The organism is Demequina aurantiaca, assembly GCF_050598105.1.
GTDB classification, from domain to species: Bacteria; Actinomycetota; Actinomycetes; order Actinomycetales; family Demequinaceae; genus Demequina; species Demequina aurantiaca_A.
Genome location: NZ_CP192436.1, coordinates 55,325 through 68,283, shown reverse-complemented (window position 1 = coordinate 68,283; position 12,959 = coordinate 55,325). Strand labels below are relative to the sequence as shown.

Genomic DNA, 12,959 nt, shown 5'->3' with positions numbered 1-12,959 from the left:
AATAGAACTAAGCACCACCCCAGATACCCTGGACCCGTGAAGGTCGTCATCCAGGTTCCCTGCCTCAACGAGGAGTCCACGCTCGCGAGCGTGCTAGAAGGCTTGCCCACGCACATCGAGGGCGTGGACCAGATCGAGGTTGTGATCATCGACGACGGCTCGTCCGACCGCACCGTCGAGGTGGCGCGCGAGCACGGCGTGACGCACATCGTCAGCCACGCGCGCAACATGGGGCTAGCACGTTCCTTCCGTGATGGAGTCGAATACGCCCTCAGCATCGGCGCGGACATCGTGGTCAATACCGACGGCGACAACCAGTACCCCGGCGACCGCATCGGCGACCTGGTAGCCCCCATCGTCGCTGGCAAAGCAGACATCGTGATGGGTGACCGGCAGACGCACACCATCGCGCACTTCTCGCCGTTCAAGAAGACGATGCAGCGGTTCGGGTCGTGGGTCGTGAACCGGGCGGCGGGCACCAAGCTTCCCGATGCGGCCAGCGGCTTCCGCGCCTACTCCCGGTACTCGCTCTACCGCCTCAACATCGTGACGCAGTTCAGCTACACCATGGAGACCATCATCCAGGCGGGCAACAAGCGCCTCGCGATCGTCTCCGTGCCCATCGATACCAACCCCAAGACGCGCGAGTCGCGCCTGTTCTCCAACGTGTTCGAGCACATGCTCAAGTCGGGTCAGGCGATCCTGCGCTCGTACACGATGTTCCGGCCATGGACCCTGTTCGCCAGCATCGCCGTGGTGTTCGGGCTGATCGGCCTGTTCCCCTTCGTGCGGTTCCTGGTGCTGCGGATCGCCGGCAACGACGGCAACCACATTCAGTCGCTGATCTTCGGCTCGGCGATGCTCGTAGTCGCGGTGCTCGCCCTCGCGCTCGGCGTGCTGTCCGACCTCATGCGCGCCAATCGCATCCTGCACGAGGAGACCCTCGAGCGACTGCGCGAAATCCAGTACGGCCCCTCGCGCATCGCCGAGCACTACCGCCCGGCGGGCAGCGCCACCACCCTCTCGGAGGGCGACGACCGATGATCGGCAAGCTCAAGAAGATCGCGAAGAACGCCCTCGCGGTGCCCGTGATCCGCAAGACCTATAACGGCGCCAACCGGGCGGTGCTCGAACTGGGCGGGTCCTCGCGCATCGGCGCCACGATCTACTCCATCCCCGGATTCTTCACCCAGAACCGCGAGCAGTGGGCGGTCCTGTCGGGCCGCCGCGCGTACTACAAGAACCTCGGCAAGGACCGCTCCACCCACGTCGAGCTGCGCCGCAACGTGCACCGCCTCGAGAAGGGCATCCTGATGCAGCCCCGCCGCGACGTCTTCGCGCGGGACTACATCGAGGAGACGGTCGAGTTCTACGCCGTGGCCATGAAGCGCCCGGCCACGGTGTCCCACCTGGACGCCGGCGAGATGCAGTGGGCGCACGACGTGCTGACCGAGTACTTCTCGATCGTGACGGGCGACGATGCGTCGGTGGCCCGCTCCCGCGCGGCCTTCGAGGCCCTGCCCGCCTACGGCACGCCCGCCGCGGTCCATCCGTACCCCCAGGGTGACCTGCCCAAGACGGACATCACCTACGAGCAGATCCTGCAGCTCGCCGAATCGCGTCGGTCCGTCCGCTGGTTCCAGGACCGCCCCGTGGAGCGCGAGCTGATCGACAAGGCGCTGCTGGTGGCGCGCCAGTCGCCGTCCGCGTGCAACCGACTTCCGTACGAATACCTGGTGTTCGACGACCCGGAGACCGTGCAGCAGGTGGCCGGCATCCCGTTCGGCGCGACCGGCTACGCGGACCAGATCCCCACGGTCATCGTCATCAAGGGCGACCTGTCCAACTACTTCTCCCCGCGCGACCGCCACGTGCCGTACATCGACGCGTCGCTCGCGACCATGGGCTTCATCTACGCGCTCGAGACGCTCGGACTGAGCTCGTCGTGCATCAACTGGCCCGACTTCGAGCCGCTCGAGGGCCGCATGGCCAAGACGCTGCGCCTGCAGCCGCACGAGCGCGTGATCATGCTGCTCGCGGTGGGCTACGCGCAGCCCGATGCGCTGGTCGCGTACTCCAAGAAGAAGTCGCTGGACAACCTGCGCACCTTTGACCGGGACACCGTGGCGAGGGCCCCCAAGTCCGGCCCCGCCACCAAGGGCGCCGGCGAAGGCAGCTTCGACTAGCTGATGGCAAACCGCAAGCGGCTCCTGCGGACCGGCCTGGGCGTGGCCGTCATCGGCGTGGTCGCGTACTTCTTCGCCACCGCCCTCGCCGACAACTGGGGGGCCATCCAGGACGCCGAGCTGTCCTGGGGCTGGTGGGCGCCCGCCGCGCTCGTGCTGTTCGTGGTGGCCGTGGGCATCTCCGGCTGGCTGTGGGGACGCATCGTCGCGGTGCTCTCGCAGCAGCACCTGCCCGCCAAGGAGGCCGTCCGGGTTCACTTCTCGGCCTGGCTGCTGAAGTACATCCCCGGCCAGGCCGGCTTCGTGGTCAACAAGGTCGCGTGGGGCAAGCGACGCGGACTCTCGCGCCTGCTCGTGCTGATCTCGGTGGTCTACGAGAACGCCTTCCTGCTGCTGGGCTCCACGGTGCCGATGCTCGCGATCCTGCTGGTGTCGCGGGCGGGCAATGGCGACGTCACCCACGTGGTCTGGTTCGCGGTCGCGGCCGTCCTGCCGCTCATCGTGCTGCTTCACCCGAGCGTGTTCCACCGCATCGTCAACCGCCTGGCCCGGCGCACCATGAAGCGCGACGTGCCGCCGGAGTTCTTCCTGCCGAGCAAGGCCGTGTGGAAGTACCAGCTCGCGTTCCTGCTGCCCCGCCTGGTCAACGGCATCGGCGTCGTGGCGATCTCCGTGGCCGTGGCGGACGCCGCGCCCACCTCGTGGCTGCCGCTGGTAGCCGCGTACGCGATCGCCGGCGCCGTGGGCATCCTCGCGGTGTTCGTGCCCAGCGGCCTGGGCGTGCGGGAATCGGTGTTCGTGCTGTTCGCCGCCCCGTACCTTGGGGTGGAGCAGGCCATCATCGTGTCGCTGGCCGCGCGCGTGCTCGCCACCGTGGCCGACCTCCTCATCGCGGGTGCGTACGGCCTGCTGACCGCGAGCGCTAGGCGACGCGGAGAAGCCGCGGCCCCGGCGGCCGCCCCGGAACTCGAAGACGATGACTCACCTATAACTGAAAAGGACGTGCGGGAAGCATGAAGGTAGCAATTATTGGCTCGGCGCTGTCGGGCAACAAGGGCGCGGCGGCGATGCTCGAGAGCGCGGTCCACCACCTCACCGAGCGCCACCCCGACGTGCAGATCTCGCACCTCAGCATGTATCCGCGCTCGGACGCGGAGCTCAACAACCACTCCAACGTGACCGTCATGGATGCCTCGCCGCTGCGCCTGGGCGTGCTGATCAACGGCGGCGCCCTCGCCTGGCGCGTGCTGCCCTTCGCTCGCGAGTCGATCGAGTCGGGGGTGCCTGAGGTGGGTGCCCTCGCCCAGGCCGACGTGCTGCTCGACCAGGGCGGCATTACGTTCGTCGACGGGCGCACCAAGTTCCTGATCTACAACGTCGCCTCCATCCTGCCGGCGCTGTTCGTGCGCACGCCCGTGGTGAAGTGCGCGCAGGCGCTCGGCCCGTTCAAGACCGCCGCGAACCGCGCCCTGGCCAAGGCGCTGCTGCCACGCATGGCCGCCATCGTGTCCCGCGGCGCCGTCACCCAGGAGCACCTGGACGGGCTCGGGCTGACCAACACCGTCGCGGGCGCCGACCTCGCGTTCACGCTCGACGTCACCCCGGCCGATGCCGCGGCGGCCGACGCGAAGGTCGACGCCTCGTTCTTCGCCGCCGGGGACGTCGTAGGAGTGTCCCCCTCGCAGGTGCTGCGCGCCGCGGCCGAGGGGCGCGGGGAGGACTATGTGCAGCAGATCGTCGACCAGATCGACTATCTCACCGAGACGATGGGCCGCCCGGTCTACCTGGTCGCGCACTCGACGCGCCCCAACGAGAAGACCCACAACAATGACCTCCCGGTGTGCCGCCTGATCCACGAGCGGGTCGCCTCGCCCGAGCGGGTACTCTTCCCCGACGGCGAGCTGTCGTCGCAGGAGCTCCGCTCTCTGATCGGCCGCTGTGACCTGTTCGTCGCGTCGCGGTTCCACGCGATGGTCAGCTCGCTCGCGACCGGCGTGCCCACCCTGGTACTGGGCTGGTCGCACAAGTACCGCGAGGTGCTGGACATGTTCGACCTGGCGTCCTGGGCGCTGCCCGCCGACGGCGTCGACCAGGCGACGTTCGAGGCGCGCGTGTCCGAGCTGGACGCGGGCAAGGCTCAGGTCCGGGCCACGCTCGCGGACCGCTTCCCCGCGGTGCGCGCCAAGGCCATGGAGCAGCTCGACGTGATTGACCAGGTTGCAGGCCAGAAGCCAGCCAACCTCGACTAACTCACGTTCGTGGCGGTGGCGTCCCGCTAGCCGCGGCCGCGGAGCTTGTCGATCTGCCTGCGTTCGCGCTTGGTGGGCCGACCCGCGCCTCGGTCGCGTTGGCCCGCGAGCGCCACGTGCTCCTTGGGCGGCGGCTTGGGGCTGTGGTCGATGTACGCCATCACGGCCACCGGCGCCCCCACGCGCTTGGACAGCAACCGCGTCACCTCGACGATGCGCACGGTTTCCCCGCCACGCACCTCGACTCGGTCTCCCGGCACCACCGTGGCGGAGGCCTTGGCGCGCTCGCCGTTGAGCCGCACGTGACCGGCACGACAGGCAGTCGTCGCTCTTGAGCGGGTCTTGGCGAGGCGCACCGCCCACACCCATGCGTCGATCCGCACACTTGACCGCTCCATGTACTGAGGGTACGGCGCGAGCCGTAGGCTGGCGTACATGCAGATAACGGGCGAAGTAATCCTTCAGACCATCGGGTGGGTCGGCTCCCTCCTCATCATTTGGTCGCTCATGCAGTCGCGCGTGCTGCGCTTCCGGTGGATGAACTTCGCCGGCGCCGTGGTCGCGACCGCCTTCAACGGCATCATCGGGATCTGGCCGTTCGCGTTCATGAACTTCGTGATCGCCATCATCGACGCCTACTGGCTGCGCCGGATCTATCGCGAGCGCCACGATGCCGCCGTCTACACGGTGCTCACGCTCGAGCCCAGCGACCCGTTCCTCCAGCACTTCCTAGGAATTCACGCCGACGACATCACGCGCCACCAGCCGGACTTCGACCCGCTGGCACCCACCGACGGCAGCGAGCGCTCGACGTTCCTCGTGGCCCACGGCGACGAGGCCATCGGCGTGGTCGCGGTCCGCCACCAAGGCGAGGGCATCGGCGCCGTCGAACTCGACTGGGTGAAGCCGCGCTTCCGCGACTTCGCGCCCGGGGAGTTCGTCTACCGCACCCCCGGTGCCCTGACCGAGGCCGGCTTCTCGCTGCTCGAGCTGAAGAACCACGACGCGCTCGACCCCATCTACCTAGAGAAGATGGGCTTTATCAAGGGCGACGCGAATTGGGTGCGGGAACTCACTCCCTGATGGTCGCCTGCCCCTGCGGCTCCACACTCGGGTTCTCACAGTGTTGCCGGCCACTCCTGCGCGGCGAGCGCCCGGCGCCCACCGCCGAGGCGCTCATGCGTTCCCGCTACACGGCTTACGTGCGCCGGGACGCGCCGTACCTGATGCGCACGTGGCATCCCCGCACCCGCCCCGTCCAGCTCGACCTTGACGGCGCAGGGTGGCGCGGGCTCGAGATTCTGTCGACGAGCAAGGGCCAGGCGGCCGATGCGACGGGCGTCGTCTCGTTCGTCGCGCACTACGGGAATGGTGCCGGAGAATCGGGCGCCATGCGGGAGACCAGCCGGTTCGTGATCCTCGACGGCGCTTGGGTCTACGTCGACGGCGACGTGCGCTGAGTATTAGCTCGGCGCCTCGCCGGATGGGTGACCATGTACCTACAACGTGACCCCGGAGTCGAGACACGATGGAGTACGTGACCGATCCGATTCTCCTCGTGCTCGTCGTAGCGACCGCCCTCGCGTTCGACTTCACGAACGGGTTTCACGACACGGGCAACGCGATGGCGACCTCGATCGCCACCCGCGCGCTCAAGCCCAAGCACGCGGTCGGGCTGTCGGCCGTTCTCAACCTGCTGGGCGCCTTCCTGTCCCTCACGGTGGCCGCGACCATCGCGACCGGAATCGTCAACTCGGGCGTCGTCACGCTGGAGGTGGTGCTGGCGGGTCTCGTCGGCGGCATCGTCTGGAACCTCATCACGTGGTTCTTTGGCATCCCCTCCTCCTCCTCGCACGCCCTCGTTGGCGGCATCGTCGGAGCCGTCATCGCCGCGGCCGGCACCAGCGGGGTGCTGTGGTCGGGTCTGGTGGGCAAGGTCCTCCTGCCCGCCCTCATCGCGCCCGTCGTGGCCATCGCCGTCGCATCGGTCGGCACGTGGCTGGTGCTGCGCATCACCAGGGACGTGAAGGAAGACACGAACGACAGGCTCTTCCGCTGGGGGCAGATCGGCTCGGCGTCCCTCGTCTCCCTCGCCCACGGCACCAACGACGCGCAGAAGTCCATGGGCATCATCCTGCTCGCTCTCATCGCCGCCGGGGCGGTCCCGTCGGACTCGGGCGTGCCGCTCTGGGTAGTGCTGAGTTGTGCCCTCGCCATGTCGATCGGCACCTACATCGGCGGCTGGAGGGTCATCCGCACGCTCGGGAAGGGCCTCGTCGAACTGTCCTCGCGCCAGGGCATGGCCGCCGAGACATCCTCCGCTGCGATCATCCTCGCGTCGAGCCACTTCGGCTTCTCGTTGTCCACCACGCACGTCGCCACGGGTTCAATCCTGGGGTCAGGCGTGGGCAAGAAGGACGCCAAGGTGCGCTGGTCCGTGGCCGGGCGCATGTTCGCCGCGTGGATGATCACGGTGCCCTCCGCCGCCGCGGTGGGCGCGGTGTGCTTCTTCATCGAGGACGCTATTGGCGGCAACCTAGGTCCCTACATCGTGTTCGGCCTGCTCGTGGTGGTCTCCACCTTCATCTTCCTGCGCTCTCGCCTGACCAAGGTGGACTCGAAGAACGTCAACGACGACTGGGAGTCCGCTGCGGACAACGAGTCCGTGGTCGCGCAGTCGGTCGTCGAGCACGACCCGTCGCTGCTGCGCATCAAGAACAAGCGCCGCAAGAAGAAGAAGAGCAAGAGCGGGGCTGAGTAGGGACGATGTCGGATTACTTCGAACTTGACGCAATCGCCAACATCGTGGTGGTTGGCCTGCTCTTTGGCGCGGGCCTGCCCGCTCTCTTCGCGTTGGGCGTGCGCGCGCTGGCCGGACCAGGTGCTCGCCGTCCCGACGGCACCGTAGCGCTAGCTCGCCGCGTGACGGCCGGCGCGTGCTTCACGGTCATCATTGTTGCCGTGGCGGGGGCGATCATCTACATCGCCGCCGGCGGGCACTGACTCATTTCCCGCCGGCTGGGCAATAAGCGCCCTGCTAGGTGTCGAGCAGGCCCCTGCCGACGGCCGATGCCAGGGTTGGCGCCAGCGGCAGGCGTGGGATGAGCGCCGCCTGAGCGGCGTGATAGACATCCGACTTACCCGCCCAGACGGTGTACGAGGGCTTGTTGTCCGGCCCCAACTCGTGAATCCAGGATCCCGAGCCGTCGAGGAAGTACGTGGCGGCGTGGTCCCACCAGGCCGCGTACCAACGGGCGTAGCCGTCGTCGCCGGTCACGCGCCAGAGCGCGGCCGCGGCGCCCAGCGCCTCGGTCACGACCCAGTGCATCCGCTCGCGCACCACGGGAACACCGTCAAAGTCGTTCGTGTAGACAAAGCCGTCCGCGCCGTCGGCCGCCCAGCTGTCGGCCACCGCGGTCTCGAAGAGCAGGCTCGCGCCGTCCAGTAGCCAGGCGAGCTCCTGCTCGGTATTGCCCGCCTCGAGCTCAGCTGCCCGCGCGTGCAGGGCCAGCCGCGCCCACTCGAAGGCGTGGCCACCGGTGGCACCGAAGGGCCGGAAGGGGTGAGCCTTGTCGTCCTCGTTGAAGCGCGGTAGGGGCTCCCAGGTCGCGGAGAAGTGCTCCGGGATGCGCCAGCTCTGTTCCTTTGCGTAACCAAAGACGCGCTTCAGGACCCGCAGGGCTCGCGAGCGCCAGGCCGGGTCCCCGGTGGCGTCCGCCACCGCGAGATACGCCTCGACGGTGTGCATGTTGGCGTTGACTCCCCGGTAAGACTCGCTCTCAGTCCACGCCTCATCCCAACCCTCGAGTGCCATGCCCTCGTCCTCGCACCAGAACCGGTCCAGGTGCACCGCCATCGCCTCCTGCAAAAGCAGGTCCGCGCCCGGGCGGGCCGCGACCGTCGCCGACGACGTCGCGAGCAGGACGAACGCGTGCGCGTAGGCCTGCTTGGAGCGGTCCACCGGCCCGTCCGTGTTGATGCTGGAGAACCATCCACCGTTCACGGTGTCAGCGAAGTTGTCCCGCAGGGATTCCAGCCCATGATCGACCAAGGGCGCGCAACCCGGTCGGCCCAACAAGGTGCCGAGGCTGTACGAGTGGATCATTCGGCACGTGACGTAAAGCTCGGAGAAGTCCGCCGGCTGCGACGGCGCGACCTTGCCGTCGGCGTCGAGGTTTCCGAACCCGGTGCTGATGGAGCTCGCGGCGCCAAAGTTCAACAGACCGTCGAAGTGGCCTTCGAGCCAGCGGGCGTGGGCGGGGGTTCCGAGCCAGTTGATCGGCTTCACGTTAGAAATAGCAGTCTCCTCGTCGCGCATCCCTGCGCCTTGATGGTTTTCCATCGCCGCGCTCATCGCGCGGCGGCCAACAGCGAGGCCAGCGCCGAGCGCACCCCGTGTTCACGAATATCGGTGCGCGCACGCCAGTAGGCGGCGCGCAGTTCTGCGTCCTGTCCAACGGTGCCGAAGACCGCGCCCACGTCGAGGAGCGCCCCGGCATCGCCGGACTCTTCTCGCGCGGCGGCCGCCAGCAACTCGTCGCGTCGCCCGTCCGTGATGTCCGCGCCCTGGTTGGCCAGCGCCTCGGCGAGCCAAACGCTCCACGCGGCCAGCGCGAAGACCCCGTAGGGGCCGGGCTCGCCGGGCTGGCGGTCTGCGATCACCGGCACGAGGAACTTGGGTAGCCGGTCCGACGAGCTGACGACCTGCCGCGCGAGGGTGTCGCGCACCGCCTGCGATCCGAACCGCTCGATGAGGGTCAGGCAGTACTGGTCGAGGTCCACCCCGGGAACCGGGAGCAGGGTCACGCGCGCCTCGCGCATCCAGCCCGCGAGCAGCGCCACAATCTGCGGGTCGTGGCAGGCGTCGTCGACCCAGGTGAATCCCAGTAGCAACGACGGGTAGCTCATCACCTGATGTGACGCGTTGAGCAGGCGCAACTTCATCAACTCGTAGGGCTCGACGTCGGTGACCATCTGGACGCCCGCGGCCTCCCAGTCCGGCCGACCCGTGGGGAAGTTGTCCTCGAGCACCCACTGCAGGAAGGATTCCGCTCGCACCGGCCAGCGGTCCTCTACCCCGATGTCCCTCGCGACGCTACTGCGCACGTCCTCAGTCGTACCGGGGGTGATACGGTCCACCATCGAGTTGGGGAAGGCCACGTTCTGCGCGATCCACTGGGCGAGATCGGCGTCGATGGCCTCGGCGACCGCCAATAGGGCCTTCCGCGCGACGCTCCCGTTGTGCTGCACGTTGTCGCAGGACAACACCGTGAACGGCGCCGCTGACTGCGCGCGCCTGCGGCGCAGGGCCTCCGTGATCATCCCGAACGCGCTGGTGGGCACGCTCGCGCCCGCCATGTCGGCGCGAGTGGCGTCGTCGACGGGAGAGAAGGTGCCCGTGGCATCGTCGATCCCGTAGCCACCCTCGGTGATGGTGAGCGAGACGATGCGAACCGCCGGGTCCGCCATCTGCTCGAGTACGGCCTCGGTGTCGTCGGGCGCGTGCAGGTAGCGCACGATGCTGCCCACCGCGCGGACCTCGCGCTGGGCGCGGGGGTCGACGGTCGTCAGGGTGTAGAGGCCGTCCTGGGGGACGAGCGCGTCGCGCGTGACTGAGTCCGCCGGGCGTACCCCCACTCCGCAGATCCCCCACTGGGGGTCGGCGCCCAACAGTCGATCCACGTACAGCGCCTCGTGGGAACGGTGGAACGCGCCTACACCGATGTGGACGATGCCCACCTTCACCGCGGCGCGGTCGTAGTCCGGAAGCAGCACGTGCGGCGCGAGGTGCTGCAGCGCATCACTGGAGAGCATGGTCATGACGTTTCCTTATGGTCTTGCCGGTCGGGGGCACTTGCCTCACCAGCCGGGGCTTCCCGCAGCTGGACAATCAGGTCGGCTCGCTCACGCAAGCGGGCGACGCCCACACCGTTGGGCAGGTCTACATTCGCAACCCAGTCGCGCGCCGCGGCGGGCGAGTCCCCGTGGCCCACCCTGCGCGCCACCAGCCTTATCTCGATTTCGTGCGCGTCGAGGTCGACGTACCAGACCTCATCCAGCGCGTCGCGGACCTCCGCCCAGCCGCCCTCCGTTGAGAGCAGGTAGTTGCCCTCGGTCACGACCAGCGGGGTGGTGGCCGGGACGCGCTGGGCGCTGCCGATCGACTCCTCGAGGTCGCGATCGAACCGGGGCGCGTAGACGTCCTCCTCGCGGTCGCGTATCCGTCGCAACAGCGCCACGTAGCCCGCGACGTCGAACGTGTCAAGGGCTCCTTTTCGGTCCCTGCGTCCCATCTCCTCGAGAAGCTCGTTGGACAGGTGGAACCCATCCATCGGCACCACGACCACATCGGCGCCTAACGCGGCGACCAGCGCCTGCGTCAGAGTCGACTTGCCGGCGCCCGGCGGGCCGGTGATTCCCAGCATCGTGCGCCCGGGTCGGCTCAGAAAGTCGCGCGCGCGCGCCTCAAGCTCCGCGAGGGTCATCTCGACAACCCGGTCGCTACTCGTCTCTGGCATCGTCGCCTCTCTAAAAGCCCATATCTCAGGTCGCTACAGGTTCGAGGTTACGCATCCATGACATCGATGTCAAAGACATGATGACACCGATGTCATTATCGGCTAGCCTGTGGATCAAGACGGCGCTGTCCCGGGACAAGGGCGGGCCAGCTACAACGACGTAGAAAGGCACTACCGTGACCGACTTTAAGCAGCGACCCATTCTGGTAACCGGAGCCTCGGGGGGCATCGGGGCCGCCATCGTCCGCCACCTTGTCGCGGCGAATGCCGACGTCATCGCCAGTGGACGCACCGCCGAAAGCCTCGAGGAGATCAGCGCAAGCACCGGCTGCCGAACCCTCGCGTTCGACCTCTCCTCCGAGGCGGAGATCGCCCAGGCCCTCGGCGACCTCGACGTGTGGGGCGTCGTGAACTGCGGGGGTTATGGCGGCGAGATCGCCACTCCCATGGAGACGGACATCGACGTCTTCGACAAGGTCATGTCCGTGAACGCCAGGGGCACACTGCTGGTCACCAAGTACACGTCCCGCTCGATGATCCGACTCGGCAACGGCGGGGCCATCGTCAACATCTCCAGCCAGGCCTCGCTCGTGGCCCTCGCCAACCACATTTCCTACGGCTCGTCCAAGGCCGCGGTCGACAACATCACCCGGGTGAGCGCGCTGGAGCTTGGCAAGTACAACATCCGCGTCAACAGCGTGAACCCGACCGTCGTCATGACGGAGATGTCCGAGTTCTACTGGGGACGCCCCGAAATCGGCGAGCCGTTCCTCGCGCAGATGCCGCTGGGACGTTGGGCTACCCAAGACGAGATCGCCGCACCGGTAGTGTTCCTACTAAGCGACGATGCATCGATGATCTCTGGGGCACACCTGCCGATCGATGGCGGCTACACCGCCGTCTAATACGACGGGTAGTCGGCCCCTGAAGTCGGCGGGCATCGGCGAGATGTTTTCGAGATAGCCGAGGAGGCCGAACGCGATGGTGAGCATGCGCGACGTGGCGCGCGCGGCGGACGTGTCAATTAAGACCGTCTCCCGCGTCCACACCGGGGACCCTCAGGTGGCCCCGGAGACCCGGGAGCGCGTCGAGCGGGCCATTAGCGAACTCGGCTACGTCCCCAACGGCCTCGCGGCGACCTTCCGTCAGGGCCGCTCTCCCGTGATCGGCATCGCGGTGCCCGACCTCTGCGACCCCTTCTTCGCCGCGCTCGTGCAGGGACTCGACGCCGTGGCAGCGGACAACCACCTCATTACTGTGGTCGCGTCCATCGCGGACAAGGATCTGGAGAGGGAGCGCGTCGAGGCGCTACTCAGCCGTCGGCTGCAAGGGTTCGTCCTCGCGCCCACGAGCTTGGACCAGGCCTATCTGGCCCCCTGGAGTAAGCAGCTGCCCATCGTGTTCGTCGACCGACCGCCCGTGAACGTCACGGCGGACCTGGTGGAGTCCGACGACAAGCGCGGGGCGCACACCGCCGTGAGCCACCTGATCGAGCTGGGGCACCGGAGAGTGGTGTTCCTCAGCGACAGCATCATGGTCTCGACCACAAAGGCCCGGCTCGAGGGCTACCGGTCCGCGCTGCACGAAGCGGGGATCGGGCCCGATGCGGCGCTCGAGTTGTTCGTCGACTCCAATCCGGCGGCGGTCGGCGCGGCCCTCGACGGGCTGCTCGCGCTTCCCCAGCCCCCCACGGCGATCTTCGCGGCGAATCCCAGGTCCGCCATGGCGCTGGCGCCGGCGCTTCGAGACCGGCAGTTCGCGGTGGTCAGCTTCGGAGACTTTCCGCTTGCGGATGCCCTGTATCCGGCAATCTCGGCGATGCACCAGGACCCGCGGAGGGTGGGGGAGCTCGCCGCACAGCGCATCCTCGATCGCATCGCGCGGCCCGACGGCGACTTCCCTCGCCGCGTCGAGGTGCCCACAAAGCTGATCGTGCGCGAGTCGAGCGTGCGGGCGTCCCCGAGCGCTTAGCAGCACCCCGAGACGCCCGCAGGCACGAAGACCTT

14 protein-coding genes are annotated in these 12,959 nt (G+C 68.0%); 10 read left to right on the top strand and 4 right to left on the bottom strand.

Annotated elements, in window-relative coordinates; genetic code table 11:
* Positions 1–36 precede the first annotated feature (36 nt).
* From ACQU6B_RS00335 to ACQU6B_RS00320, 4 genes are read left to right on the top strand one after another with little or no spacing between them, the layout of a single operon-like run.
* Positions 37–1,044 (top strand): glycosyltransferase family 2 protein, encoded by a 1,008-nt coding sequence (locus tag ACQU6B_RS00335; protein ID WP_430868064.1) that lies wholly within the window; start codon positions 37–39, stop codon positions 1,042–1,044.
* Positions 1,041–2,186, top strand: coding sequence for a nitroreductase family protein (locus tag ACQU6B_RS00330; protein WP_430868063.1), 1,146 nt, complete (start codon positions 1,041–1,043; stop codon positions 2,184–2,186). Before ACQU6B_RS00335 ends, ACQU6B_RS00330 begins: the two co-directional genes overlap by 4 nt.
* Positions 2,187–2,189: 3 nt before the next feature.
* Positions 2,190–3,203 carry a lysylphosphatidylglycerol synthase domain-containing protein gene (locus ACQU6B_RS00325; protein ID WP_430868062.1) on the top strand — a complete coding sequence of 338 codons (1,014 nt, stop codon included), beginning with the start codon at positions 2,190–2,192 and terminating at the stop codon, positions 3,201–3,203.
* Positions 3,200–4,435, top strand: a complete 1,236-nt coding sequence (locus ACQU6B_RS00320; RefSeq protein ID WP_430868061.1) for a polysaccharide pyruvyl transferase family protein — start codon at positions 3,200–3,202, stop codon at positions 4,433–4,435. Before ACQU6B_RS00325 ends, ACQU6B_RS00320 begins: the two co-directional genes overlap by 4 nt.
* Positions 4,436–4,461: 26 nt before the next feature.
* Here the strand turns inward: ACQU6B_RS00320 and ACQU6B_RS00315 are convergent, their stop codons facing one another.
* Positions 4,462–4,833 (bottom strand): RNA-binding S4 domain-containing protein, encoded by a 372-nt coding sequence (locus ACQU6B_RS00315; RefSeq protein WP_430868060.1) that lies wholly within the window; start codon positions 4,831–4,833, stop codon positions 4,462–4,464.
* A 37-nt stretch (positions 4,834–4,870) separates the two neighbouring features.
* Here ACQU6B_RS00315 and ACQU6B_RS00310 point away from each other — a divergent pair, with 37 nt between their 5' ends.
* The 4 genes from ACQU6B_RS00310 to ACQU6B_RS00295 all read left to right on the top strand — a co-directional run bounded on the left by ACQU6B_RS00310 (position 4,871) and on the right by ACQU6B_RS00295 (position 7,438).
* On the top strand, positions 4,871–5,518 hold the full coding sequence (locus ACQU6B_RS00310) for a hypothetical protein (protein WP_430868059.1): 648 nt from the start codon (positions 4,871–4,873) through the stop codon (positions 5,516–5,518).
* 95 nt (positions 5,519–5,613) lie between these two features.
* Complete coding sequence (locus tag ACQU6B_RS00305) at positions 5,614–5,895, top strand: YchJ family protein (RefSeq protein WP_430868058.1); 282 nt, start codon at positions 5,614–5,616, stop codon at positions 5,893–5,895.
* A gap of 77 nt (positions 5,896–5,972) precedes the next feature.
* Entirely contained in the window at positions 5,973–7,196 is a 1,224-nt protein-coding gene (locus ACQU6B_RS00300; RefSeq protein WP_430868057.1) for an inorganic phosphate transporter, read from the top strand.
* Positions 7,197–7,201: 5 nt separating this feature from the next.
* Complete coding sequence (locus ACQU6B_RS00295) at positions 7,202–7,438, top strand: hypothetical protein (protein WP_430868056.1); 237 nt, start codon at positions 7,202–7,204, stop codon at positions 7,436–7,438.
* Positions 7,439–7,472: 34 nt separating this feature from the next.
* On the opposite strand, the gene ACQU6B_RS00290 is transcribed toward ACQU6B_RS00295, so the two are convergent.
* Genes ACQU6B_RS00290 through ACQU6B_RS00280 form a run of 3 tightly spaced genes read right to left on the bottom strand, consistent with a single transcriptional unit; the run spans position 7,473 to position 10,953 of the window.
* Complete coding sequence (locus ACQU6B_RS00290; RefSeq protein WP_430868055.1) at positions 7,473–8,753, bottom strand: AGE family epimerase/isomerase; 1,281 nt, start codon at positions 8,751–8,753, stop codon at positions 7,473–7,475.
* Between the two features lie 32 nt (positions 8,754–8,785).
* A complete protein-coding gene (locus tag ACQU6B_RS00285) occupies positions 8,786–10,255 on the bottom strand; it encodes a mannitol dehydrogenase family protein (protein ID WP_430868054.1) in 1,470 nt (489 codons plus the stop codon).
* Positions 10,252–10,953, bottom strand: a complete 702-nt coding sequence (locus tag ACQU6B_RS00280) for a nucleoside/nucleotide kinase family protein (protein ID WP_430868053.1) — start codon at positions 10,951–10,953, stop codon at positions 10,252–10,254. Before ACQU6B_RS00280 ends, ACQU6B_RS00285 begins: the two co-directional genes overlap by 4 nt.
* Before the next feature lie 176 nt (positions 10,954–11,129).
* Between ACQU6B_RS00280 and ACQU6B_RS00275 the strand changes: the two genes are divergently transcribed.
* Positions 11,130–11,858, top strand: a complete 729-nt coding sequence (locus ACQU6B_RS00275) for an SDR family oxidoreductase (RefSeq protein WP_430868052.1) — start codon at positions 11,130–11,132, stop codon at positions 11,856–11,858.
* 76 nt (positions 11,859–11,934) lie between these two features.
* Positions 11,935–12,924 carry a LacI family DNA-binding transcriptional regulator gene (locus tag ACQU6B_RS00270; RefSeq protein WP_430868051.1) on the top strand — a complete coding sequence of 330 codons (990 nt, stop codon included), beginning with the start codon at positions 11,935–11,937 and terminating at the stop codon, positions 12,922–12,924.
* The last annotated feature ends 35 nt before the right edge of the window (positions 12,925–12,959 follow it).

Coding starts and splice junctions, on each gene's coding strand:
- ACQU6B_RS00330 (WP_430868063.1), top strand. CDS start 1,041: ATGATCGGCAAGCTCAAGAAGATCGCGAAGAACGCCCTCGCGGTGCCC.
- ACQU6B_RS00325 (WP_430868062.1), top strand. CDS start 2,190: ATGGCAAACCGCAAGCGGCTCCTGCGGACCGGCCTGGGCGTGGCCGTC.
- ACQU6B_RS00320 (WP_430868061.1), top strand. CDS start 3,200: ATGAAGGTAGCAATTATTGGCTCGGCGCTGTCGGGCAACAAGGGCGCG.
- ACQU6B_RS00315 (WP_430868060.1), bottom strand. CDS start 4,833: ATGGAGCGGTCAAGTGTGCGGATCGACGCATGGGTGTGGGCGGTGCGC.
- ACQU6B_RS00310 (WP_430868059.1), top strand. CDS start 4,871: ATGCAGATAACGGGCGAAGTAATCCTTCAGACCATCGGGTGGGTCGGC.
- ACQU6B_RS00305 (WP_430868058.1), top strand. CDS start 5,614: ATGCGTTCCCGCTACACGGCTTACGTGCGCCGGGACGCGCCGTACCTG.
- ACQU6B_RS00295 (WP_430868056.1), top strand. CDS start 7,202: ATGTCGGATTACTTCGAACTTGACGCAATCGCCAACATCGTGGTGGTT.
- ACQU6B_RS00290 (WP_430868055.1), bottom strand. CDS start 8,753: ATGCGCGACGAGGAGACTGCTATTTCTAACGTGAAGCCGATCAACTGG.
- ACQU6B_RS00285 (WP_430868054.1), bottom strand. CDS start 10,255: ATGACCATGCTCTCCAGTGATGCGCTGCAGCACCTCGCGCCGCACGTG.
- ACQU6B_RS00280 (WP_430868053.1), bottom strand. CDS start 10,953: ATGCCAGAGACGAGTAGCGACCGGGTTGTCGAGATGACCCTCGCGGAG.
- ACQU6B_RS00270 (WP_430868051.1), top strand. CDS start 11,935: ATGGTGAGCATGCGCGACGTGGCGCGCGCGGCGGACGTGTCAATTAAG.